The organism is Candidatus Cloacimonadota bacterium, assembly GCA_034722995.1.
Classification (GTDB): Bacteria; Cloacimonadota; Cloacimonadia; order JGIOTU-2; family JGIOTU-2; genus JAGMCF01.
Genome location: JAYEOL010000017.1, coordinates 1 through 23,568, shown reverse-complemented (window position 1 = coordinate 23,568; position 23,568 = coordinate 1). Strand labels below are relative to the sequence as shown.

The 23,568-nt window shown below is 30.5% G+C and carries 20 protein-coding genes and 1 pseudogene; all 21 read left to right on the top strand.

Features of this window, described 5'->3' with window-relative positions; translation table 11 throughout:
* Positions 1 to 966: SLBB domain-containing protein (locus tag U9R23_02295; protein ID MEA3475266.1), on the top strand; the 966-nt coding region annotated here is incomplete at its 5' end.
* A gap of 21 nt (positions 967 to 987) precedes the next feature.
* Positions 988 to 2,184 (top strand): Wzz/FepE/Etk N-terminal domain-containing protein, encoded by a 1,197-nt coding sequence (locus tag U9R23_02290; GenBank protein ID MEA3475265.1) that lies wholly within the window; start codon positions 988 to 990, stop codon positions 2,182 to 2,184.
* 293 nt (positions 2,185 to 2,477) lie between these two features.
* A complete protein-coding gene (locus tag U9R23_02285) occupies positions 2,478 to 3,506 on the top strand; it encodes an O-antigen ligase family protein (GenBank protein MEA3475264.1) in 1,029 nt (342 codons plus the stop codon).
* Positions 3,506 to 4,948: an oligosaccharide flippase family protein gene (locus U9R23_02280; protein ID MEA3475263.1), complete on the top strand. Its 1,443-nt coding sequence runs from the start codon at positions 3,506 to 3,508 to the stop codon at positions 4,946 to 4,948. The genes U9R23_02285 and U9R23_02280 overlap by 1 nt, the downstream gene beginning before the upstream one ends.
* 18 nt (positions 4,949 to 4,966) lie before the next feature.
* A complete protein-coding gene (locus tag U9R23_02275) occupies positions 4,967 to 6,175 on the top strand; it encodes a glycosyltransferase (GenBank protein MEA3475262.1) in 1,209 nt (402 codons plus the stop codon).
* An 11-nt stretch (positions 6,176 to 6,186) separates the two neighbouring features.
* Complete coding sequence (locus U9R23_02270; GenBank protein ID MEA3475261.1) at positions 6,187 to 7,293, top strand: glycosyltransferase; 1,107 nt, start codon at positions 6,187 to 6,189, stop codon at positions 7,291 to 7,293.
* Positions 7,290 to 9,314, top strand: a complete 2,025-nt coding sequence (locus U9R23_02265; protein MEA3475260.1) for a heparinase II/III family protein — start codon at positions 7,290 to 7,292, stop codon at positions 9,312 to 9,314. The genes U9R23_02270 and U9R23_02265 overlap by 4 nt, the downstream gene beginning before the upstream one ends.
* Positions 9,315 to 9,330: 16 nt before the next feature.
* Positions 9,331 to 10,272 (top strand): hypothetical protein, encoded by a 942-nt coding sequence (locus tag U9R23_02260; GenBank protein ID MEA3475259.1) that lies wholly within the window; start codon positions 9,331 to 9,333, stop codon positions 10,270 to 10,272.
* 145 nt (positions 10,273 to 10,417) lie between these two features.
* Positions 10,418 to 11,578 carry a T9SS type A sorting domain-containing protein gene (locus tag U9R23_02255; GenBank protein MEA3475258.1) on the top strand — a complete coding sequence of 387 codons (1,161 nt, stop codon included), beginning with the start codon at positions 10,418 to 10,420 and terminating at the stop codon, positions 11,576 to 11,578.
* A 33-nt stretch (positions 11,579 to 11,611) separates the two neighbouring features.
* Positions 11,612 to 12,670 (top strand): UDP-N-acetylglucosamine 2-epimerase (non-hydrolyzing), encoded by a 1,059-nt coding sequence (wecB, locus tag U9R23_02250; GenBank protein MEA3475257.1) that lies wholly within the window; start codon positions 11,612 to 11,614, stop codon positions 12,668 to 12,670.
* Positions 12,667 to 13,899 (top strand): glycosyltransferase family 4 protein, encoded by a 1,233-nt coding sequence (locus U9R23_02245; GenBank protein ID MEA3475256.1) that lies wholly within the window; start codon positions 12,667 to 12,669, stop codon positions 13,897 to 13,899. Before wecB ends, U9R23_02245 begins: the two co-directional genes overlap by 4 nt.
* Positions 13,896 to 14,876 carry an NAD(P)-dependent oxidoreductase gene (locus U9R23_02240; GenBank protein MEA3475255.1) on the top strand — a complete coding sequence of 327 codons (981 nt, stop codon included), beginning with the start codon at positions 13,896 to 13,898 and terminating at the stop codon, positions 14,874 to 14,876. Before U9R23_02245 ends, U9R23_02240 begins: the two co-directional genes overlap by 4 nt.
* Before the next feature lie 138 nt (positions 14,877 to 15,014).
* Positions 15,015 to 15,974: a GDP-mannose 4,6-dehydratase gene (locus tag U9R23_02235; GenBank protein MEA3475254.1), complete on the top strand. Its 960-nt coding sequence runs from the start codon at positions 15,015 to 15,017 to the stop codon at positions 15,972 to 15,974.
* Between the two features lie 85 nt (positions 15,975 to 16,059).
* A pseudogene (gene smpB / locus U9R23_02230) lies at positions 16,060 to 16,509 on the top strand (SsrA-binding protein SmpB).
* Positions 16,510 to 16,560: 51 nt separating this feature from the next.
* Positions 16,561 to 17,394 (top strand): zinc dependent phospholipase C family protein, encoded by an 834-nt coding sequence (locus tag U9R23_02225; GenBank protein MEA3475253.1) that lies wholly within the window; start codon positions 16,561 to 16,563, stop codon positions 17,392 to 17,394.
* A gap of 3 nt (positions 17,395 to 17,397) precedes the next feature.
* The gene (locus U9R23_02220) at positions 17,398 to 18,063 is read left to right on the top strand and encodes an ABC transporter ATP-binding protein (GenBank protein MEA3475252.1); all 666 of its coding nucleotides are present in this window, start codon (positions 17,398 to 17,400) and stop codon (positions 18,061 to 18,063) included.
* Positions 18,063 to 19,286 carry an ABC transporter permease gene (locus U9R23_02215; GenBank protein MEA3475251.1) on the top strand — a complete coding sequence of 408 codons (1,224 nt, stop codon included), beginning with the start codon at positions 18,063 to 18,065 and terminating at the stop codon, positions 19,284 to 19,286. Before U9R23_02220 ends, U9R23_02215 begins: the two co-directional genes overlap by 1 nt.
* Complete coding sequence (locus tag U9R23_02210; protein MEA3475250.1) at positions 19,279 to 20,301, top strand: YihY/virulence factor BrkB family protein; 1,023 nt, start codon at positions 19,279 to 19,281, stop codon at positions 20,299 to 20,301. The genes U9R23_02215 and U9R23_02210 overlap by 8 nt, the downstream gene beginning before the upstream one ends.
* Positions 20,282 to 21,028 carry a ribonuclease PH gene (gene rph / locus U9R23_02205; protein MEA3475249.1) on the top strand — a complete coding sequence of 249 codons (747 nt, stop codon included), beginning with the start codon at positions 20,282 to 20,284 and terminating at the stop codon, positions 21,026 to 21,028. Before U9R23_02210 ends, rph begins: the two co-directional genes overlap by 20 nt.
* 168 nt (positions 21,029 to 21,196) lie before the next feature.
* Positions 21,197 to 23,095, top strand: coding sequence for a transketolase (locus U9R23_02200; GenBank protein ID MEA3475248.1), 1,899 nt, complete (start codon positions 21,197 to 21,199; stop codon positions 23,093 to 23,095).
* A 197-nt stretch (positions 23,096 to 23,292) separates the two neighbouring features.
* A partial coding sequence (locus tag U9R23_02195; GenBank protein MEA3475247.1) for a hypothetical protein occupies positions 23,293 to 23,568 on the top strand: 276 nt, incomplete at its 3' end.

The window sequence follows — 23,568 nt, the reverse complement described above, 5'->3', positions numbered from 1 at the left end:
TATCACAAAAGAGAAGAGTTAAAAGTTACTGTATCAGGTGCAGTAAAAAATCCTGATGAATATAACTTAACTGAGGGATATAGACTATCTGACGCAATAGCAGTTTCTGGTGGCTTGCGAGATGATGCATATTTAGAAAAAGCTGAGATTGTTAAATTTAAAGATAATCATATTAATACAGAAATTCTTTCTGTTAATTTGAATAAGGTAATAGATAACCCTGAATGCGGGGACAACTTACTCCTTAAAAACGATGATAGAATTTTCATTCGTTCAATTCCTGAATTTCATGAAAAGAAAGGTGTAACCGTTTCAGGAGAGGTCAGATTCCCGGGTGCATATTCAATAGAAGAAGGTAAGGCATACCTTTCTGAAATTCTTGAAAAATGCGGCGGACCAACTGATAAAGCTGACCTGAAAAATGCCTACATCCAGCGAAGAAGGAGTGTAGATATAGTTGACCAGGAATTTGAAAGACTAAAATTGATGTTGGTTGAAGATATGACTGATATGGAGTATGAATATTTTAAAACCAAGTCCCGAGAATTAAAAGGAATGGTCCCTATTGATTTTGGGAAACTTTTGCTTGATAAGGATAAAGGTGCAGACATTTTATTGAAAAGCGGTGATTTCATCTATATTCCAGACAAAACCATTACTATAACTGTCTCGGGTCAAGTAAAAAGTCCTGGACTTATTACATTTATTTCGGGTAGAAACTATCTATATTATATCAATAAAGCTGGTGGATTTGCTTGGAGAGCACGAAAAAGTAAAATAAGATTGATTAAGGCTGTAACTGGTGAATGGTTAAAGCCAGATAAGAATACTAAAATTGAGGTTGGTGATATGATTTTCATTCCTGAGAAAAAAGAGTATGATTATTGGGAAATTGCTCAAGATGTGCTGAAAGTTGCCGCTGATATTGCAACAGTTCTTATTGTAATTCAAAATGTTAAATGGTAATCATAAATAAGAGGAGTACGTATGAGAAAAAAAGAAGTTGATATTTTAGATCTTTTATTAGTAATTTCAAAACATAAAAAATTTATAATTATTACCACTTTAATCGTAAGCGTAATTGCAATAATTTATAGTTTATCTGCCACTAAATATTGGGCTTCAAAAGCTACAATCTTACCTGCAAAAAACCAGACCTCCTCAACTTTAACTTCATTTCTCGGTGCAGGATCTTCTCTTTTTCAAGGTGGATTACAACCAGCAAGCACTGAATTGATAATGATAATGAAAAGTAGAAGCTTCAGCGAAAAGATTATTAAGAAATTCAATCTAATCGAATATTTGGAAATTAAAGATTCAGATAGTTTAGTGAGAAACGAAAAAGCTACAGCGTATCTAAATAAAAAGATAAGAAGTATAAGTTTAGACGAGGAAACAGGATTAATAAGTATTAGAATTGAAACAAAAGATAAATATTTTTCGGCTGATATAGCTAACTATTATTGGAAATTATTGGATGAGTTCAATCTAAAAAATAGGAAAACCAAAGGAAAGCAAACAAGAGAATTTATTGAAAAACGCATTAATGAAATTAAAAAAAATATAGATTCTCTTTCTACTGCTTTAAATAAATTTCAAAAGGAAAACAAAACAATTGATATCCCCGCACAAACTTCTAGTTTGATAGAATTATATTCAAATTTGATATCTCAAAAAATTAATAATGCAATAGATTTATCAGTATCAGAAAAGTTTTTATCCCCTAACTCACCAAAAATAGAAAAGTTAAAATTTGAACAAGAAGTAATCAATAGAAAAGTTAATGAATTAGAATTTGTAGAGAAGGAAGACGCATATTATATACTTAATTTAAATGATATGCCTGATATAAGTTTAGAGTACTCTCGCTTACTTATGAATATTGAAATCTCTAAAAAGGTATATGAATATTTATATCCCGAATATGAGTCTGCTAAGATTCAAGAATATAAAAATTTACCCACATTAGAGGTTATTGATAGATCTGTTCCTGCTGGAAAACGCTCAAAACCCCAAAGGGCTAAGTTGTGTATCAGCGCATTTTTTCTTGCTATTACTTTGTCTATTATCTATTCAGTATTAATAGAATATGTAAGAAAATATCTATTTTTTCCGGACGATGCCCATAGATGGGATAAGGTTAAACAAGGGTTTAGAAAATCTAAATGTTCTCAAAAAGAATAAATATTATATATATTCTTGGTTTTATACTTATTCTGATTTTTTTTTTAATCCAATTTGAACCGAAACTAATATTATTATTTTTTGCACCAGTTTTCATTATTTTGACACCTATTATTCTCATCTCCAGGCGATATTTATTTTTTGTGTTACTTTCTATTTTCTTTTTATTACCTCAATTAAATAGATATAGTGTTTTACCCATTATTTCTGGGGAATTAGCGGTTGCAGCTATTTTAATTCTATTAATTTACATACTTTTCAAAGTTAGATTGGATAACTCCTTTAATTTTCTAATGGTGTTATTTATACTATATTTATCATTAGAGATTATAAGAGGGAGAATTTATACCTATAATTCTCATTATTTATTAGAGGAATCAATAAAATATTTATTTTATCCAATTGGATTCTACTTTACGATATCAATTTTTAGAGATAATCAAGATGACAATACCTTTTTAAAACAACTATTGATAGTATTTCTGGTTTTAGGTGCTATCATTGCTCTACAAATGTTTTACTATTATTTTTTTATCACGCATGGAGATAGGGTATTAACCAGGCAGGCAAATTTACTATTGATAAGTTTAATGACCAGCATCACACTTATGGCATTCTATTCTATGAACAAATTTTTGAAAATTTTGCTTACTCTATTATCTATTATTTATTCTATTGGCATATTAATATTTATGCAACGTTCGCTTTGGATTGGCACTTTTTGCTCCATAATAGCATTCCTGCTTATTCTTTTTATTATGAGGAATAAAAAATCTAAAAGTATCATCCCCATTCTTTTAATAATCATTATGATTTTTAGTGGGGGTTTCATAATCTATTCTAATTATTCAATAAATACAGCCAAATTTGAGGAAAGGTTTGAAGTGCTTGATACAGGAGTAAGAACTTTCAGCGTGTCTGCAAGGATACTCTCTTATTTAAGAGTTTTTAGTAAGATAAAAGAGAATTATTTGTTAGGTAAAGGGATGGGAGATGTGCTTGTAACACCATACTTAAATCAACGTGTTGTTGGCATAGTTGATAATAGCTATATTGTAATTTTATGGAAGTTAGGCTTGATCGGTTTAATAATTTTTATGCTAATTTATTTCAAAACTTTCAAACAACTGTGGTTTATAATAAAAAATTCGCAGTCTAATCTCTATAGCATCGTTTCAATAATATTTTTTTCTACATTGATTGGATATTTTGTTAATGGCTTGGCTTGCGTTATTATGACACTTTATTACTTTAATTTTATTTGGGCAGCCTTTATTGCTATTACAGATTTTATGTATAGAAAAGTTTGTAATAATATATAATGAGTAAATTTGTAAAATCAAGTATCTGGAATTTATGCGCAAACATATTTGTTCGGGCATTAAGTTTAGTCACATATCCCTTTTTAGTTAGATATTTTCTCAAATCTGATATCTCAATTTTTAAATCTTTTCAATCTTTTATTGTTATTTTAATAGCAATTATTCCGCTTGGCACAAAACATTTATATATTAGTTCACCCAAAGATAGAAAAAAGGAACGCTGGAACTTAGCCTTTTATGTTTCATCTTTCTTTGCCTTTTTCCTTATAATATTACTCTCTCTAAATAGCAAATTTCTATCCTTTTTTCTAAAAGATGTTACTCTACAACACAATTATATATTTATTTTTATTTTGGTATTTTTAGCAACCATTAAGACACTTGCTATTACCAGATTAAGTAGTAATATGCAGTTTAAAGAGATATCTATTGCACTAATGGTTAAGCAAATAGTGCTTTACAGTATAATAATCACTTCTTCATTTAAGTTACCAACATTAACAATTCTATTTTTGGCACTTTTTATTACAGAAGTGATAGAAACTTGTATGTTACTGATATTTATGAAAGTATCTAAGATACAGTTCTTACCTTCTTTTGGTGCAAAGGTATTTTCAATTGATAAGGTCTCCCAAAAATTCATTTTTTTTATAGGGTTTGAACAGATATTTAATGTCTTGGCACAGCAATTTCCTGCTATATTTGTTGTATTTGTTATGGGGAAAAATTTAGCTCCTGAATTTCAATTACCTCTTTATGCAGTAAGTATACCCGCTTCTTTGATTATGGTTTCGGTTGCAAAAGTAATATTTCCTTATATATCCGAAATTAGGGATAATGAAAAGATAAAAACTATGCTCATCTCATTGGAATTTATTATAACTCTTATCATATTACCCATTCTGATTGGGATATCTTTTTTTTCTAAAGAGATCGTTGCCATCCTTTTTGACAAATCTTGGACAAATGCTGTAATAGCGTTTAGATTTTTGCCGATTATGATAATAGCTAATGTATTAAATAATCCATTTACTTCTATAGCCGCAGTAAAGGAAAAACCACATATCATATTTATATATTCAATCTCTCTATTTTTGTGTAGGATGCTGTCGATTTTTGTCGGATATAAACTTCTGGGATTCAAAGGCGCAATCTTATTATTTGTGTTTTTTGACTTCTTTATCCGAATGATAAGGTTAAAGATTGATACCTCATTAGTGAAATTAAAATTTTCGAAATTTCTGCTAAATTTAAAAAATAACTTCCTCGCCGCAGCAATCTTATTTTCTGTTTCAATTTTGCTCTTCTCTACTTTTCAAAATAAACTTGTCAGTTTTATTGTAGGCTTCATTTTTTATGTGTTCTTAAGCTTCAAACTGGAAAAAGAAAGGATAGCTGAATTAGTTTATAAGCTTAAAGAGAATATTTCTATAAAAAGATAATACCGAAAAAGTTATAGCATGCTAAACAATATTGATAGAAATAAAAAGCATATTGTAATGATAGTTTTAAATAATGTTAAACAAGATTCTCGTGTAAAAAGAGAAGCCTTCGTTTTGAAAGAAGCAGGATATGCCATCACAATCTTTGGTATTAAAGAAAGCCCTTTTGATTCAACTCATTATATTTATAAGAATATTGATATCTTCTTAATACCTTTGATTACCAAATCTATACTACCAAAGAGTAATTTGGGATGGTTTTTTAAGTATTTTGAGTTTGTGTGTAGAGCTATTTTCAAATTTCTTACCTTTAAGATTGACTTCATTCATGCTCATAACTTAGATGCCTTAATTCCCGGATTTATTGCTGGTAAACTTCAAAAAGCAAGAATTGTCTATGATTCACATGAATTGTTTACCGAAATGTCCGGCAAAAAAGATGATCTGATTAACAAAAGCTGGGCATATACAGAAAGGTTATTATTAAAAAAAGTGGATAAAGTAATTGCCGCCAATGAGTCTAGAGCAAATATCATGCACCAAGAGTATGGTGCAAAAGAGATTCCCAACGTTATACTAAACATTCCAGATATGAATTCGCAATTTATTACCAATTCTCCTGATAGATTAATATTAAAGATTAGCACTGAGAAATTAAATAAAAAGAAAGTCGTCTTATATCAGGGAGGCATATCACCTCAAAGAAATACTAAAGAACTAATATTTTCAGTTAAGAAGTGGGACGAAAATTTAATCTTGGTGCTTATAGGACCTGTTATAACTCCGCAATATGAAATATATATCCGATCAATTATAGAGAATGAAAATTTGGGAAGTAGAGTTTTTCTATTACCTCCAGTAAAAAGTGAGCTTTTATTAAACTATACAAGAAATGCACAGATTGGTGTGATAATTTATGATGATTCCTCTAGAAATAACTATTATTGTGCACCAAACAAATTATTTGAATATGCTTCTGTAAAAATCCCCATAGCTGGTTGTGATTTTCCTGAGATAAAAAAGATCATTAAAAAGTATAAAATTGGTGAACTCTTTGATCCCAATAATCCAAGTTCAATTGCAGATGCGGTAAACAAAATCTTTTGCTCATATAAAAATTATATACATACCGATGGTTTTGACTTATTATTTAAATCTTTTAATTGGGAAACTCAGAAATCAAAGCTTATCAAACTGTATACAGAATTAGAATTAAATAGTTTTTAAAATGTCAAAAAATGAAAAATAAAATCTTTGTTTTTACAAGTGTTCATAGGTGGAATGATATTCGTATCTTTCAGAAAGAATCTATTTCTTTAGCAAAAAAGTACAATATAGAATTCCATGCCCCAGCTGATTTTAAATATAAGAAAGTTAATGGGATTGAGATTTTTGGTTTGCCTTTATGGAAAAAAGTATCGGAAAGAAAAGATATAAGAAAGGAACTCTGGAAACGTATAAAAAATTCTGATGCCGAAGTCTTTCATTTCCACGATCCGGAATTAATTTTTATGGGTATCTATTTAAAAATATTTAAAAGAAAAAAAGTAATATATGATGTTCATGAAAATGTGGCTAAACAGATAATAAATAAGGATTATATTCCCACATTATTGTTAAAAAGGATTATTTCATTTTTATATCGTATAATTGAATTTGCTATTATAATTCTTTTTGATAATATTGTTGTGGCGGGTGATGATATATTGAAGAATTTTTACAATAAAATTGTTTTAAACAATTATCCTATAATTAACCCAAATAACAGATGGGAAAAAATAGATAAAGATAACACCATTTCCTATTTAGGAGGAGTAAGTAGAATTAGAGGTGCTGAAGAAATCGCTAGAGCATTTCAAATTATAAATTATACTAAAAAATATAATATTAAATTAAAAATCATTGGTAGATTTGAAGATAACGGGTACGAAAATTATTTTTTGAAAAAATATAAAGAGTGTGTTTCCTTTTTAGGATGGAAATCTCCTTCCGAGGCATATGAGGAGGTATCTAAATCATTGGCGGGAATTGTCTTATACCTACCTATTCCAAACCATATGAATTTAAGATCTAATAAAGTATTTGAATATATGGAATGCCGAGTTCCTATAATTTATTCAGATTTTCCAGATTGGAAAAGAAAGCTTAATAAGCTGGATGTTGGTTTAGCAGTTAACCCCAAGGATCCAATGAAAATTGCTGAAGCAATTACATATTTATTAGAGAATCCTGAAAAAGCTGATCAAATGGGAAGAAATGGCAGAAACGCAGTAAAGAAAATATACAATTGGAATATTGAAGAAGAAAAAATGTTTAAAATGTATGAAAGACTGTTAAGTAAATGAAAAAAATCTATTTAGTATATACTATATATTCTATTTTTGTTTTTATTCTAATTATAGGAACCTCTTTTATAAGGGAGTTTCATATTGGTAAGAAATTTAAATTGAGTTTAGTTGATTATAAAAAGGTCGACTTTTATGCAAAGGAAATGGCTAAATCTTCCCAGAGTGCGGTAAGGATAGCACAACAATCTCTACAAGGAAAGTATGAATTCCAAATAAAATCGTCTAATTTCTCGCCAATTGAAAAGGATCTTAATTCAATATGGAAAACAAGTAAAAATTTTGACAGTAATAGTCATGAGTTATATGCACATTCTTTGATTATTCTTTGGGATTTATTGGTTGTGCATCAGCAGAATTACAATAATGAATACCTGCACAAAGGACATGATATTATTATTACTTGGATAAATAATAACAAGCGTTTTAATCCTTTATTAACTAGATACGCTTGGGAGGATCATTCAACTGCCAAAAGAACCATCGCAATCTTAATTTTTCTGGATTACTATAATCAGTATATTAAAGTAGATGATGATTTTCGAGAAAAAGTAGAATTATATTGTGCAAATGCATTATTTTTTCTAAAGAATCCTCAAAATTATTCTTTCAAACATAATCATGGTATTTTTCAGGATATTGCACTTCTTTTACTTTGTATTCATAATTCTAATCCTAATATCAGGCAAAAGTATTGTGAACTTGCTGCGAAGCGATTTGAGCGACAGGTTTTATTTTGTTTTTCACCAAATGGAGTTCATTTGGGAAATTCACCTGGTTACCACTTTTTAGTAACCCAAAAATGTAAGGATTTTGTAAGATTTTCAGGGGGCATTATCTCATTGGATTCCGATGTAAAAGATAGGATCAAGAAAGCTGATTTGAATAAGAAATTCTTTGTTATGCCCAATCATAAATTGGCTCCTATAGGAGATACAAATTCTTCAAAGAATATAGGTAATGTCTATTCAGAATCTCCATTTTTTATGTATGATTCTTTGGCAGGATATGAGATATATCAAGATATAAAAAATAATTATCTTTTCTTTAGAACTCAGAGTATTCTTCCAAACCATTTACATAATGATGTTCTTTCTTTTTTATATTATAATAAAGATGGAGAAATTATTTCTGAAACTGGATTTTTGAATTATACTAATAGTAAAGAACGGCTTTATACAAAAAGCTTTCAAGCCCATAATACGATTATGCCAATATCATCTTTAGATAAGGGTAATTTTCAGATTAAAGGAATTATTAAAAATTACGCAAAAGACAATTCTAATTTTTTTACAGAATTAGAAGGAATATTTAGCAATGGAAATGTTTGTAGACAATTTTTTATGGATTCAAATCAAAATTATCTAATAATTAGAGATTCTATATCATCAACTTCATCAGAAGAATGGATTCGTTTTTTTTATACTACTGATGAATTAAATCATATTGAGCTAATAAACGATTTTCTGATTAAGGTTATTCTAAAAAACGGTGAGATTTATTATATCTCATCATACAAAAATCCAATTATGATTGAAAAGGGAAAGGTAAATCCTTGGATTGGCTGGAAAGCTATTCCTTTAAGGCATCTAATCCCTTCCTATACAATTACACAAAAAAGTAATAGTAATATATTTTTGCTGCTTGCTATATCCAAATCAATACCTGTAAAATTTATTTCACAGGCAAAGTGCAAAATAGCTTTTTATAAAGGCTTCAAAAGAAATAAGATTACAATATATGATGATATAGTAACAATTAATAATGCAAAACTTGGTCTGAAAAAAATACAAGATTCAATTATCCCTAATATGCAGCCCCGTAAAAAAAGAAGGATTAGTTATTTTCATCGCAATCTGCTGTTTTTCCTTAATATTTTTGGACTTATGTTCAGTCTGATAGTATTGACTTTATTTAATAAAATTTCAGAAAATCAAAGATTAGTATGTATATTTGCTTCTTTTCCACTATTGATTTCAATGATTTCTATAGTTTTACTTTTTGTAATGTTTGTTAATTGAAGTTCTATGGAGATTAATGAATTATTTAAAAAATATTTATTATTTTATGATTGTTGCTATTTTGGGGTGTCCAATCTTATTGAAGAGTGAAATCATCTCCTGGGATGAAAAAAATTATTATATTGATAATAAGGAAAATTGGAGTTTAGTCATTCCTAAAAAAAGTGGGATGATTAAAAGTGCAAAGTTAAGTTGTAGTAATTTTGAAATAGCAACTGATAAAACAAATTATTCATTGATGTTCCCGGAGTTTATTCCCGAGGATACAACTACTACAGTAAATAATTCAGTATTCCATTATCCACCTATCGGTTCAAATGGTGTAACCAGTTTATTAAAATTTAATACAGATTCTTTGGCAATATTAACTTTTGATTGGAACACAGATTATATTAGAACTATATGGGAATATAAATTTATTGGCAATAAACCATTTTTTGTTGTTGATATAAAGAGAGAAATTAATAAGTCTTCAGTTTATAGTAATGCACAGCAGTGTGTTATGTTCTCAAGCGATTTTGATGATTCATATATAGTGGCGTATAATGGTAGATTGACACAAACAATGGAAAATAACAGCCCTACAGGTTATCTTGCCTCATCTCAACATTCTATGTTTAGCGCTATTGATAATGGCCTATCGTATTCTTTCCCAATGATTGCATGGCATGAGGATGATAATAACATTATTGTTGGAGTGTTAAATACATGGGTTAGTCCAGATCAAAGAAGAACAATTTCATATCATGGTGGCGGTTCTACCCATTCGCATCCTGGCTATGCTGAAGGCCAATTTAATTGGTTTGGAAAATCTGATAATGAATCAATTTTTTTGCGAGCAGGAACAATTTATTCAATGAGATTGTATTATTATTTAGATTATGGTGATATTAATAATTTATTGAATTTTAATCAAACCTTGTTTAATGAAAGCTGGTATGATTTAAAAAAAAACTGATAATTATTGGGCTGCAAGCTATGGGGCAAGAACATCCGTATCCGAAAATTACTTTTATAGATTTCCTCAAATTTCATCCGACTATATATGTTCGCAAGAACTGTTTAGACCTCGCTCATTTTCTATACCCTGCTCTCAGAATGGTTTGCAATTAAGGAATACTCACATTTTTAATCTATATGTAAAGTCCATTTCCCTTGGGCAGGAATATGACTTAACCCCTATTTATGGAACTGAATCTCTATATGATAAAGCAGCAACAATTCAGGGCGAAGATTATATGGTTGGAAGTATGTCCTGGATTGTAAATAAGATTGATAATCAGTTGAATTACAAAGTTTATGAAAACAGTGATAAGGCATTAATTAATGGAAAAGTAACTTTGCTTGATGAAAGTCTAATTAAGAATATTTATGTTGAAATAGAATTATCTCCAAGAGTTTCTGAAGTTGTTTCAATTGGTGATTCAATTTATGATATTAGATGTGATGACGAAGTATACGAAAAAGTTGGCATTACAGTTTATAATCTGCAAAATATTGAAGAAATAATTTTAAATGATAATAATATAAAATTTTACTTAATTAAGAATTTATCGGATTCACTTTATTTAGAAGGAAATAATTTTGAGTATAGTTTCTCTCTTTTCCCTCATGTTGGTTATAATGTTGAAAATTATGAAGATATAACCCCATTATTCAGTGCCCCACACAATTACTATCGTGAATATTATTTAACACTTCCAGGTCTTCTTGCTAATAGCGACTATGGCATATGTCCAAACCAACATGTATTTCCAATTAAAGCACAATTAGGTAATGATAGTTTAGTAGTTTGTATTGAGATATATTGTGATGCAGGGAATTATCCAATAAATTTATATCTTAAAAATTCAATAGTTAAGTCAGTATCAATAAATGGAGTTCAATTTGATAATTGGAATTATGATGAGTTTACAAATATACTAGTTTTAGAGAATAATTGGGAAGAAGGATGTTATGAAATAAAAATTTTTAATAAAGAATTAGATAAATTTTGTATTCTCCAAAATTATCCAAACCCATTTGGGACTTCAACCACAATTTCCTTTTCGCTTAATAATAACCAACATACTAAGAACGCTCTAATAGAAATTTATAACCTTAAAGGGCAACTGATAAGACGACTTACTATTATCAACCATCAAACATCCATTAAATGGAATGGAACAGATGAAAGTGGCAAATCAGTCTCTAATGGAATATATTTTTACAAATTAATTAACAATAAAAAATCATTAACTAAGAAAATGCTTCTGATGAGATAAAAAAATAGTAAGTATTTGTTAGAGGGTATTCAAATGAGAATATTAAGTGTTCTTGGTGCTAGACCACAGTTTATTAAGAGTGCTCCGGTGAGCCATGAGATTGTCCGAAATAATATTAGTGAGGTAATTATTCACACTGGACAGCATTTTGATGCAAATATGAGTGACATATTTTTCAAGCAAATGCAAATGACTAAACCGAATTATAATCTAAATATAAATTCTTTGACTCATGGTGCAATGACAGGTCAAATGCTTGAAAAGATTGAAGATGTTTTATTAAGAGAGAACCCAGATTGGGTTTTGGTTTATGGGGATACGAATTCTACTATAGCAGGTGCATTAGCAGCAAAAAAATTGCATATTAAAGTGGCTCATATAGAGGCAGGATTGAGATCTTTTAATATGCAAATGCCTGAAGAAATAAATAGAATCTTAACTGATAGAATTAGCGATATCTTGTTTTGTCCGACAGATAAAGCGGTGGAAAATCTAAAAAATGAAGGGTTTAATCATTTTAATTGTAAAATCGTAAAAAGTGGTGATGTAATGTTTGATGCTGCATTAACTTATAGCAATTTAGAAAAGAGGCCTGATTTACAAATTCCCCCAAAATTTTTATTATCCACAATTCATAGAGCTGAAAATACAAATAATCTGAGAAGATTGAAATCTATAGTAGAAGCCTTAAATAAAATTTCAAACGAGACTTATGTAATTCTGCCGTTACATCCTAGGACAAAAAATATACTCATGAACATGGGGAAAAATATTGAAATTAAATTTAAAGTGATTAAACCAATTGGATATTTGGAAATGCTATTTCTACTTAAGAATTGTTCAATGGTTATGACAGATAGTGGAGGATTGCAAAAGGAAGCTTTTTTCTTTAAAAAACCATGCATTACATTAAGAGATGAGACTGAGTGGGTAGAGCTCGTTAACTATGGCTTCAATATAGTGGTTGGCACCGAAAAGGAGAAAATTTATCAAGGTTATAAAAAGATGATAAATAGTCAATTAGATTTTAGGGTGAATCTCTATGGTAATGGTGATGCATCAAAAATTATTGTTAAAGAATTATTGAAATGAGAATCCTTTATATCTCACAGTATTTTTATCCAGAAATATGTGCACCATCCAATCGTGCTTATGCAAATGCAAAATGTCTTGCTGAAAAAGGACACGATGTAGTGGTTTTAACAGAGATGCCGAATCATCCTAAAGGCGTTATCTTGGATGGCTATAAGGGTAAACTTCTCTATAGAGAAAGAATGGACAATTTCTGGATTAATAGAGTTTGGATATTTACATGTAAGAAAAAAAATTTTATGACAAGATTATTATTTTACATTAGCTTTATGTTTTTGGGAACAATTCATTCTTTATTTAATTGGGGAAAATATGATATTGTATATATAAGTTCGCCACCCTTGTTTGTGGCAGGCATTGGGATTCTACTAAAGTTCTTTTTCCCAGAGATAAAAATCGTGTTTGAAGTAAGAGACCTTTGGCCTGAAAGTGCAATCGCTCTTGGTGAATTAAAGAATAAACTGTTTATTTCTTTAAGCAAAGCATTAGAAAAAAGAATGTATAAAATTTCTGAAAAAATAATTGTAATATCAAAATATATTAAAAGCCAAATAATAAAGGAAGGAATTTATCCTGGAAAAATTAAAATTATTTACAATGGCACCGATGAAAAATTTGTTAAAAGAAATGAAGTAGTCACAAAAGAATTATTCAATGAATACAAAAGGTTAGGAAAATTTTTGGTAGTTTATGCTGGTAATATTGGTATAGCGCAAGGGTTAGATACTATATTGAAGGCTGCCTTACGATTGAATAGGGAAAATATTTTATTTTTATTCATTGGATCTGGACCTAAAGAAGTAAAACTAAAACAAATTGTTAATACAGAAAATTTAAATAATGTTAAATTTATTGGTGAAGTCCCCAGAGAAAAAATTCATGAGTATTTATATTTAGCTGATTGTGGAATTATACCTCTCCGACGATTACAACTATATAAGGGAGCTTTACCTTCAAAAATTTTTGACTATATGGGCTGTGGATTGCCTATCTTGTTGGGGATCAAGGGTGAAGCACAGAAAATAGTAGAAAAATCTGGAACAGGGATTACCTTTGAGCCAGATGATTCAGAAGATTTAGCCCAAAAAATTCTTTGGCTGAAAAGAAATCCTGAGATTTTAAAAAAAATGTCATCAAAAGGTAAAACTTTTGTGCTTAATAATTTTAATAGAAAGAAAGAAGCACAAAAATTAGAACAGGAATTAGTAAGGATATTTAAAACAAAATGAGCATATTAATAACAGGGTCAAACGGTTTTGTTGGTTCTCGATTAATGTGGTTTCTTGAAGATAAAGGTCATGAAGTTTGGGGAATAGATAATAGTAAGGTTTGTTTAAGAGAAAAGCATCCTCATACAATAAACGGTGATATTAGGAATATAGAAGATTTACGAAAATTTAATGATAAACATTTTGATTTGATAATTCATTGTGCTGCAGCAAAACACGATTGGGGAATTTCAAAAGAAGGTTATTATAGCAATAATGAATATGGAACTAAAATTTTAATGGATTATGCTTCTGAACGAAATATTAAAAAAGTCATTTATTTTAGCACTGTTTCTGTTTATGGGCATAAATCTGTTCCCTGTAATGAAACAGGTAAGCTCCAACCTGATAATGAATATGGTGCAAGTAAACTTGCTGGAGAAAAGGTTATAGAAAATTGGTTAGAGCAAGATAGTAAAAGGCAAGTTATCTTTTTAAGACCATCAATAATTTATGGTCCTAATAATTACGCAAATATGTATAATTTAATTGATATGATGCATCGTAAACCCTGGATAACAATTGGAAATGGGAAACATATTAAATCAATGATTTCATTGGAAAATCTTGTAGATATGACTGATTTTATAATATCAAGGATGAAGCCAGGTTTGCAGATTTTCAATACATTAGATAAACCATATATTTCAGTAAAAAGATTAGTGGAAATTATTGCATCAAATGATGGATTTTGTTTACCAATTATTAGAATCCCTTTGTTTTTCGCTATTTTTTTTGGTGAGATTTTTGATTCATTAGCATTTCTCGCGAAAAAAGATTTACCAATAAATAGTGATAGAATGAAAAAATTTGATACATCAACAGAATACTATTCTGAAAAAATTAGACAAATGGGATATATTCAAAAACATACAATTGAAGATGAAATAAGAAAAACCTGTAAATGGTATTTGAAGAATCTTAAGAAAATAAGATAAATATCTTTTTTATAACATTCAATCAATTTATTACACATTTTAATCTTTCCTTCTGAAAAACTTGCCTAAAAAAATCACTCTCATCTTATGCAGTAAATTTGAGTAAAATTTTGAAATGATATTAAGTTAGGAGATGATATGAAAATTTTAATCACAGGTGGTTCAGGGTTTATAGGTTCATATTTAGCTGAATATTTGCTTAAGAATGGTCATCAGGTTATTATTGTTGACAATCTTTCAACAGGCAGATTGGCAAACATCAGACAAATTTATAGAAATGAAAATTTGGAAATCCATATTGATACAATTTTCAACAAGAAATTAATGAATAGTTTAGTAAAAAATTGCGAGCAGATTTATCATTTAGCAGCTGCAGTTGGTGTCCGGTTTATTGTGGATAATCCTGTTCAAACCATTGAAACAAATGTTGCCGGAACTGAGATAATGATTCAGTTAGCTAATCAGTATAAGAAGAAGATTTTCATTGCTTCAACTTCAGAAATATATGGGAAAGCTAATTCTTTACCATTTAAGGAAGGCACTGATAGAATTTACGGTTCTACTAACATTCGCAGATGGTCTTATGCAGAGTCAAAGGCAATTGATGAATTTCTTGCATTAGCATATTGGCACGAGAAGAAACTTCCGGTTGTTATCGGAAGATTATTTAATACCATCGGTCCTCGCCAAACAGGACAATATGGAATGGTCGTGCCAAGATTTGTTCAACAGGCTCTGCTTGGTCATCCTATAACTGTATATGGTGATGGCAAACAATCTCGCTGCTTTACCTATGTTGGAGATATTGTAAATGCGTTAGTTAAATTGATGAATGAAGAGAAATGCGTTGGAGAGGTCTATAATATAGGTTCAGACAAAGAGATAACTATTATGGACCTTGCCAAAAAGGTTAAAAAACTAACAAATAGTTTATCCAAAATAAAATTCATCCCTTATAATGAAGCTTATGAAGAGGGATTTGAAGATATGAGGCGTCGTGTTCCTGACATATCAAAAGCCAAAAAAGATATAGGATTTGAACCAAAAGTCCCTCTGGATGATATTCTAAAAGAGATTATTGAATACTATAAAAAGTAAATTGGATTATAGTGGTTGAAATGGTTAAACTGGTTCAACTAATTTAACTAATTCAACTGATTCAACTGATTCAACCAATTCAACTAATTCAATGGAAATTAAAAACCGCAAAGCCAAAAGAGACTATCAAATATTAAAGACATTAGAAGTTGGAATTGTTCTTACAGGAAATGAAATAAAATCCATCCGTGTGGGAAAAGTTAATTTCAAAGATAGTTATGCTTCAATTAGAAATAGTGAAGTGTGGTTGTATAATATGCATATTAGCCTATATAATAAAGGAAGTTATCAGCATTATAGTCCAACTCGGACAAGAAAATTACTCCTTAATAAACATGAAATAAGTAGGCTTGAAAAAAATGTTCAAGAAAAAGGGTTTACTCTAATACCAATTAGATTATATATTAACAAAAAAGGTTTAGCAAAGATAGAATTGGGATTAGCAAAAGGGAAAAAGATGTATGAAAAGCGAGAAAAAATTAGAGAACGAGATGTTCAAAAAGAGATAAAAAGGATAATCCCTTCAGTTAAATAAGTTGAATTAGTTTAACCAGTTCAACCAGTTTAACCAATTTAACAAAACATTATGATTTGGAAGTGGAATCCATCAACCCATATAAAAATGTGCCGATTGGCATTAACAAAGATGTCTCCGCGATTTAATCGGCTAATAGATGTTTATCCTGAATATTTTGAATTAGGAATTATTGCTCCTGATAAAATCTTCGGTGATACAACAAATCATTACTATAATTGCACGCCAAATGCAAAAGGTTATCATTACGGTTCAGTAGTAAAAAAAATTCAAAAAGAAACAATATTAATTCATAAAATTTTATTCAATAAAAATTCACTTGTCTATCACCCAAAATGTGCTGGTTATTTAAAGAAGATTATAGATAATCCTTTGAAAATAATTGTATTTGAATTAGGAGTTATTTCCCATTATGTTGCAGACCTTCATCAACCTTTTCATACAGATGGAAAATATCGCTTTGAATATGAAGAAGTTCCACATAAAGTTTATGAAGCCGATGTGAGAAAAAATTTTGGGGCTCTCCATCTGAATATTGGGAAACGAAGATATAGAATTAAATCGGGGATTGATGAATATTTTTATAGTCAAATATATAAATCTAATAAATATTATGATAAATTAGTTGATAGTTATTTCCTTTCTCCCAATAAAGTAAAACCTGATAGATGGGAAACATCTATCTATTTGACTGAAGATTGTGTTTCTCGTGCAGTAAAAAGTACAGCGAATATATGGTTTCTTTTTGAAGAAGAAATACGACAATATAAAAAACAGATTCGCCATTGTACTTTGATGGCTAAACTTCATAAAAACATTGACTTAAAATGCAGCTATTATCTGAAAGTTTATCCGAGTGGAACTTTAAGCTTGAGGAAGAATTAATTTATGCTTATCAAGATTGAAAATTTGCAGAAAATATATCAAATGGGAAAGGTAAAGGTTACTGCCTTAAATGGTATATCTATTGAGATTGAAAAAAATAGTTATACTGCTATAATGGGGCCATCCGGCTCAGGAAAATCTACTTTATTGCATATTCTTGGTTGCCTGGATACACCAACCCAAGGGGAATATTTTTTGGATGAGAAAGAGGTAAGTGGATTAAGTTATAATAGATTAGCGGAAATTCGTAACAAAAAGATAGGCTTTGTATTTCAGACTTTCAATCTCTTACCTAATATGAATGTTTTAGAAAATGTATGTCTGCCTTTACTTTATGCTGGAATGAGCAAAAAAGTAAGAAAAAAAAGGGCTGAAAAAGTTCTTGATGAAGTCGGTTTACTTAAACGACTTAAACACAAACCTGCAGAATTGTCTGGAGGAGAGCGGCAAAGAACGGCAATCGCAAGAGCTTTAGTTAATAACCCATCAATTATTTTAGCAGATGAACCTACAGGTAACTTAGATAGCGCCTCTGGAAGCAGTATCATGAATATATTTAACTATTTGTATAAAAATGGAAATACTGTTGTTGTTGTAACTCACGACAGTAATATTGCTGAAATGGCTAATAATGTGATTGAACTAACCGATGGGAATATTGTTGGATAATGAGTATCCTTTATAATGTCAGATTGGGCATCGTTGATATGCTCCACAACATTGGCAGAACATTAATTACTATGCTTGGAATTATTCTGGGCACAATGTCAGTTATTGCAGTTTTAGCAATAGTAAATGGAGGTAGGGAACAATCCTTAAAATGGTTAGAAGAGAGAGGTGGGGTTCTTAAACTATCTATCCATCCCAAGTGGACCTTTGATTTAGAAAAGCGAGATGAAGTTGCTCAAAAAAAATTAACTCTTAAAGATATGAGATTAATAAGACAATATTTTCCTGATTTGCAATACTTCAGTCCAAGAATTTCTAAATGGTTAAGATTGAAATATAAAGATAATGTGTTTAAGTGTAGATTAAGCGGTGTATATCCCGAATATCAAAATGCAGAAAATTTTTTTGTTGATAAAGGACGATTTATTTCAAAATTTGATATTGAGGAAGCAAATAAAGTTGTTGTATTAGGCACAAAAGCAAAAGAGGCTTTATTCTTGAATGAACCCGCATTGGGGAAGAGTATCACTATAGGAAATACAAATTTTACCGTTGTAGGAATAATGGAAAATAAAGAGATGTTTATGGGTGGTTGGGCTCATAATGCACTTGAGTGGATGAATCGGCGAGCTTTCGTTCCACTTAATACTGTTGTTAAAAAACTGTATGGAGAAGAACCTTTAAGTTCAATAGATTTTCAAGTAACTTCATCAGAATTAGTAAAGCCTACCCAAGAACGGTTATCTAAATTCTTATTAGCTCTTCGTAATGGGGAGGAAATATTTGAAGTAAGAGCTAATAGTGACCGTCTTGCAGATATTGAAAAACAATCAAGCAAGTCACAATTGATTTTTCTATTGATTGGAGGAATTTCATTAATTGTCGGTGGAATTGTTATCACAAATGTGATATTAGCATCTGTGAAAGAGAGATTGAGGGAAATAGGAGTTAGAATGGCAGTTGGAGCAAAAAGAAAAGATATATTAGTTCAGTTTTTAGTTCAGGCTATTATGGTAAGTTTTGTAGGCGGATTAATAGGAATAATTATAGGCTTATTGCTATTAAATACATTAGGAAATTTTTTGCAATCACCGACAGCTGCGAATCTTCAAATGATTATTATTGCTATGGTATTATCAATATGTATTGGCATTATTGCTGGCATTTTCCCGGCAATCAATGCAAGCCGTTCCGACCCCATAAAGATTTTGCGATATGAATAAGCCTAAGTATCATTTTAAAAAATTTCGGCAAAGCTTAAAGCAGATTTACTCCAATTTTGCTTCTGACCAATGCTTTCTCAGAGCGTCGTCTCTATCATATATTACTTTCCTTGGATTCATTCCATTTGTGATGGTAATTTTTTTGTTTACTCCTGATATTACTGTAGTAAAAATTCGGGAAGCTATAATTGGATTTATTTTCAAAACTTTTATGCCAAGCTCTGCTGAGACTATGCGAACAGTATTCAATCAGCTTTTAGAAAGAAGAGTTGGGCTTGATGTTATTGGTTTAATTTTACTTTTAGTCACTTCTTTTTTTCTTTTTAAATCTATTGCAAATACTTTTGATAAAATATTAAAAGTTTATCATAAAAGAAACGGTTCTTTGTTAAGAGATTTTGAAAGATTCGTAGCTGCAATAATTGGTGGATTAGTTGTAGTTGCAGCCCTGCTTTTCACGACTTCTGCTCCAGTGATTAGTAAGGTTGCTAATTTGGCAGTCTTTATAAAAATTACACCATATTTTGGTATTTATTTACTGCTATTTGTAATTTATAAATTTGTTACATCTGTGCATCCCAAAACAATACACGCACTCATTGGAGCAGCATTTACAAGTATAATATGGATTATTCTAAAATTCGGTTTTGATTGGTATATTATAACTTTTACAAATGTCCGTTCTGTGTATGGCACGCTTGGGTCTTTCCCAATTTTTATGATATGGCTCTATTTCAATTGGGTAGTTATCCTCTTTGGTATGGAAATAGTTTCATATTATTCAGGATTTAAACCAATAAAAGAGAGTGGTAAAGAACATAAAAACAAAGTTACTTTTAAATTAACCATTGAACAAGGGATAAATGACAAAATCTCAAAAGAATTGAAAGAAGTAAAATTTTCAGAAGCAAATATTAATAAAGCAAATCTGCTAAAGTTAATAAAGAAACTAATTGATTTCAGAGGGACTGACAATAAAAATAAGGAAGAAAGTAATGAGTTACCAAAGAAGTGATGGAAGAACACAGGATGAACTTCGCAGCATCAAAATTATAAGAAACTATTTACAGGACCCAGAAGGTTCTGTTTTTATTGAAATGGGTAATACAAAGCTTATTTGTACAGCATCTGTTGAATATAAACTTCCACATTTTTTACGAGAAGAAGGCAAGCATCAAGGCTGGATAACTGCTGAATACGATATGCTTCCCAGAAGCGCTAAAAAAAGGATAATTCGTGATAGATACAAAGGAAGGATAAAAGGGAGAAGTCAGGAAATACAAAGATTGATTGGCAGGTCTCTTCGTGCTGTTACTGACCTTACATTATTTCCAGATAGAACTATATATCTTGATTGCGATGTTATTCAAGCAGATGGAGGTACGAGAACTGCTGCAATAAACGGATGTTTTGTCGCTCTTTATGATGCTTTTACAAAGATGAAAAAAGAAAAAAAGATAAATGAATTCCCATTAAATAAGTTTTTGGGAGCAATTAGCGTTGGTCTTATTAATAGTGAAATAATGCTTGATCTGGCTTATGATGAAGATTTGATTGCTGAAGTTGATATGAATGTTGTTAAAGATGACGATGGCAATTATATTGAAATTCAGGGAGCAAGCGAGCATAAGGCTTTTTCAGAGTCTCAATTATTGGATATGTTGAAATTAGCAGATAAGGGGATAAAAGAGATTATTGAATTACAGAAGAAATTATTTTTTAGTGAGGTGAAAATAAAATGAAACATACATGTCCCGATAATCGGGACGCAAAGGATGATGAAAATAACACACCCCTCGGCTGAAGCCGTATCCCTCTTGATAGAGGGGAATTCCAAAAAATCCCCTCCTGAGAGGGGTGGATGCCGATGAAATCGGCAGACGGGGTGTGTAACCTGCATGCTATTTCAGATGAAAAAAAATAAACTCGATTTAGCTGAATTAAATGAATTAAGTCGCATTTGTAAAGGTGATATACTGAAAATGACCACATTAGCTCAAAGTGGACATCCAGGAGGTTCAATGTCTTCTCTGGATTTATATCTTGCATTATATTCTTTTGCAAACATATCACCAGATAATGTTGAAGATGTCAATCGGGATAGAATTATCATCAGTCATGGGCATACTGCTCCGGGAGTTTACTCTGTTTTAGGACGATTCGGATTTTTTAATATTGATGACGCTATTGCTTATTTTAGAAAAGCGGGAAGCATATTTGAAGGTCATGTTGAGCCAAGTGTACCCGGCATTGAATGGGCAACTGGCAATTTAGGTCAGGGACTTTCCGCTGGATGTGGATTTGCTTTAGCAGGTAAGCAAAGAGGACTTAATTACAAGGTTTTCGTTGTAATGGGAGATGGGGAACAGCAAAAGGGTCAGATTTCAGAGGCTCGTAGGTTTGTAATAAAATATGGGCTTAACAATATAACTGTGCTGATTGATTATAATCGGTTACAGATAAGCGGAAAAATTATTGATGTAATGCCACAAAATATCAAGGGAAATTACCTCTCGGATGGCTGGAAAGTGATTGAAACTGATGGCCATAACTTTGAGCAAATATTCTCTGCATTAGAAAAGGCAAAAGCCAACAAAAGTTCTCCAACAGCAATATTAGCTCATACAATAATGGGTAATGGAGTTTCTTTTATGGAAAATGATGCACAGTTCCACGGAAAAGCTTTAAATGAGTCTCAATGTGAAAAAGCTTTGAATGAATTGAATGTAAAAAATGATTTGGATAAATATAAAAATATAAGGGAAAGTTTTATTATTCCCCAAAACAATCCTGAAGAAAAAAGCAAACAAAATGTTCAAAAAGGCAAGCCAAAAATATATGATAAGGATAAAAGGGTTGCAAATCGTGACGCTTATGGATATGCTTTGGCTGATTTAGTCCGAATAAACAAAGATAGAGTTGAATTTGCAGTTTTTGATTGCGATCTTGCCGGCTCCGTCAAAACCAATAAATTTGCAAAAGAGAATCCAACAAAATTTTATCAAGGTGGAATTCAAGAACATAACACAGCAGTAATTGCCGGTGCTATGTCTAAAGAAGGAATTATAACTTTTTACTCTGATTTTGGCGTCTTCGGTGTAGACGAGACTTATAACCAGCAGAGATTGAACGATATTAATCATACCAATCTGAAATTGGTTACTACTCATGTTGGTTTGGATGTAGGAGAAGATGGGAAAACGCATCAATGCATTGATTATATTGGTGTAATGCGAAATCTATTTGGTTTTAAAATTATAATCCCGGCTGATGCAAATCAAACTGATAGAGTAATACGGTATATTGCCTCTGAATATGGTAACTTTCTTGTGCCAATTGGACGCTCAAAGACTGACATTGTTCTTGCTGAGAATGATGATGTTTTTTATGATGAGAATTATAAATTTCAATATGGTAAATCTGATAGATTAAGAGATGGAGATGATGCAACTATTATTGCAACGGGTGTTATGGTTGAGAAGGCATTAAAAGTATATGAAATCTTAAAAAGTAAAGGAATTAATATCTCAGTTTGGAATCTATCATGCGTTTCTGATATTAGCAAAGAAGATTTAGAAAGTGCGGCTTCCACAGGTTATATCTTTACTTATGAAGACCATAATGTGAATACTGGTTTGGGAAGCATTGTTTCGGAAAAATTAGTTGAATTTGGAATTCAATGCAAATTAGTAAAATTTGGTGTTACACGATACGGAATTTCTGGAAGGAATGAAGAAGTTTATAGGATACAGGGATTAGACCTTGGAACTGTGGCTAAAAAGATAGAATATGTTTTTAAAAATAGCTAAAGAAGGATTGGTTTTAATATCGAAATTAGAGTAAAATAGATGCGAGATATTTCTCATATAATCAATTTTTTCTAGTAATGAGATACTCATTTAACAAAATAAATCTATTCTATTCCATTTATAAAGGAAAATTATATGAACCACTACTTAATATATTGCTTTAAATTTTAAATTTTTTGGTGAAAAAGGTTGAATCTATGAATAAAAAACTCATTAAATTATTACAAAATCCCTTGATTGTTTTGAATTATCAGCTACGCACAATTCTAAGATGCCTACGATATAGTATGAAGAATGACTACAAAGCAAAAGATTTTTGGATGAATAGGCATAAGAAGTATGGTTTTGACTTGCGTGGAGTTGGAAGTTGCATTAAATCACAAGACGAGAATCAACGCATTCTCAACGAAGGCAGTAGATTAATGCTTGAATTATGCAATCGTGAAGGAATTGAACTTCGGGAGGTTTCTTTA

Bases quoted from the DNA above. Each gene is read 5' to 3' on its own strand.
- U9R23_02240 (MEA3475255.1), top strand. From the start codon at position 13,896: ATGAGCATATTAATAACAGGGTCAAACGGTTTTGTTGGTTCTCGATTA.
- U9R23_02220 (MEA3475252.1), top strand. From the start codon at position 17,398: ATGCTTATCAAGATTGAAAATTTGCAGAAAATATATCAAATGGGAAAG.
- rph (MEA3475249.1), top strand. From the start codon at position 20,282: ATGAGTTACCAAAGAAGTGATGGAAGAACACAGGATGAACTTCGCAGC.
- U9R23_02245 (MEA3475256.1), top strand. From the start codon at position 12,667: ATGAGAATCCTTTATATCTCACAGTATTTTTATCCAGAAATATGTGCA.
- U9R23_02275 (MEA3475262.1), top strand. From the start codon at position 4,967: ATGCTAAACAATATTGATAGAAATAAAAAGCATATTGTAATGATAGTT.
- U9R23_02215 (MEA3475251.1), top strand. From the start codon at position 18,063: ATGAGTATCCTTTATAATGTCAGATTGGGCATCGTTGATATGCTCCAC.
- U9R23_02235 (MEA3475254.1), top strand. From the start codon at position 15,015: ATGAAAATTTTAATCACAGGTGGTTCAGGGTTTATAGGTTCATATTTA.
- U9R23_02285 (MEA3475264.1), top strand. From the start codon at position 2,478: ATGGTGTTATTTATACTATATTTATCATTAGAGATTATAAGAGGGAGA.
- U9R23_02210 (MEA3475250.1), top strand. From the start codon at position 19,279: ATGAATAAGCCTAAGTATCATTTTAAAAAATTTCGGCAAAGCTTAAAG.
- U9R23_02270 (MEA3475261.1), top strand. From the start codon at position 6,187: ATGAAAAATAAAATCTTTGTTTTTACAAGTGTTCATAGGTGGAATGAT.
- wecB (MEA3475257.1), top strand. From the start codon at position 11,612: ATGAGAATATTAAGTGTTCTTGGTGCTAGACCACAGTTTATTAAGAGT.
- U9R23_02265 (MEA3475260.1), top strand. From the start codon at position 7,290: ATGAAAAAAATCTATTTAGTATATACTATATATTCTATTTTTGTTTTT.
- U9R23_02290 (MEA3475265.1), top strand. From the start codon at position 988: ATGAGAAAAAAAGAAGTTGATATTTTAGATCTTTTATTAGTAATTTCA.
- U9R23_02260 (MEA3475259.1), top strand. From the start codon at position 9,331: ATGAATTATTTAAAAAATATTTATTATTTTATGATTGTTGCTATTTTG.
- U9R23_02200 (MEA3475248.1), top strand. From the start codon at position 21,197: ATGAAAAAAAATAAACTCGATTTAGCTGAATTAAATGAATTAAGTCGC.
- U9R23_02225 (MEA3475253.1), top strand. From the start codon at position 16,561: ATGATTTGGAAGTGGAATCCATCAACCCATATAAAAATGTGCCGATTG.
- U9R23_02280 (MEA3475263.1), top strand. From the start codon at position 3,506: ATGAGTAAATTTGTAAAATCAAGTATCTGGAATTTATGCGCAAACATA.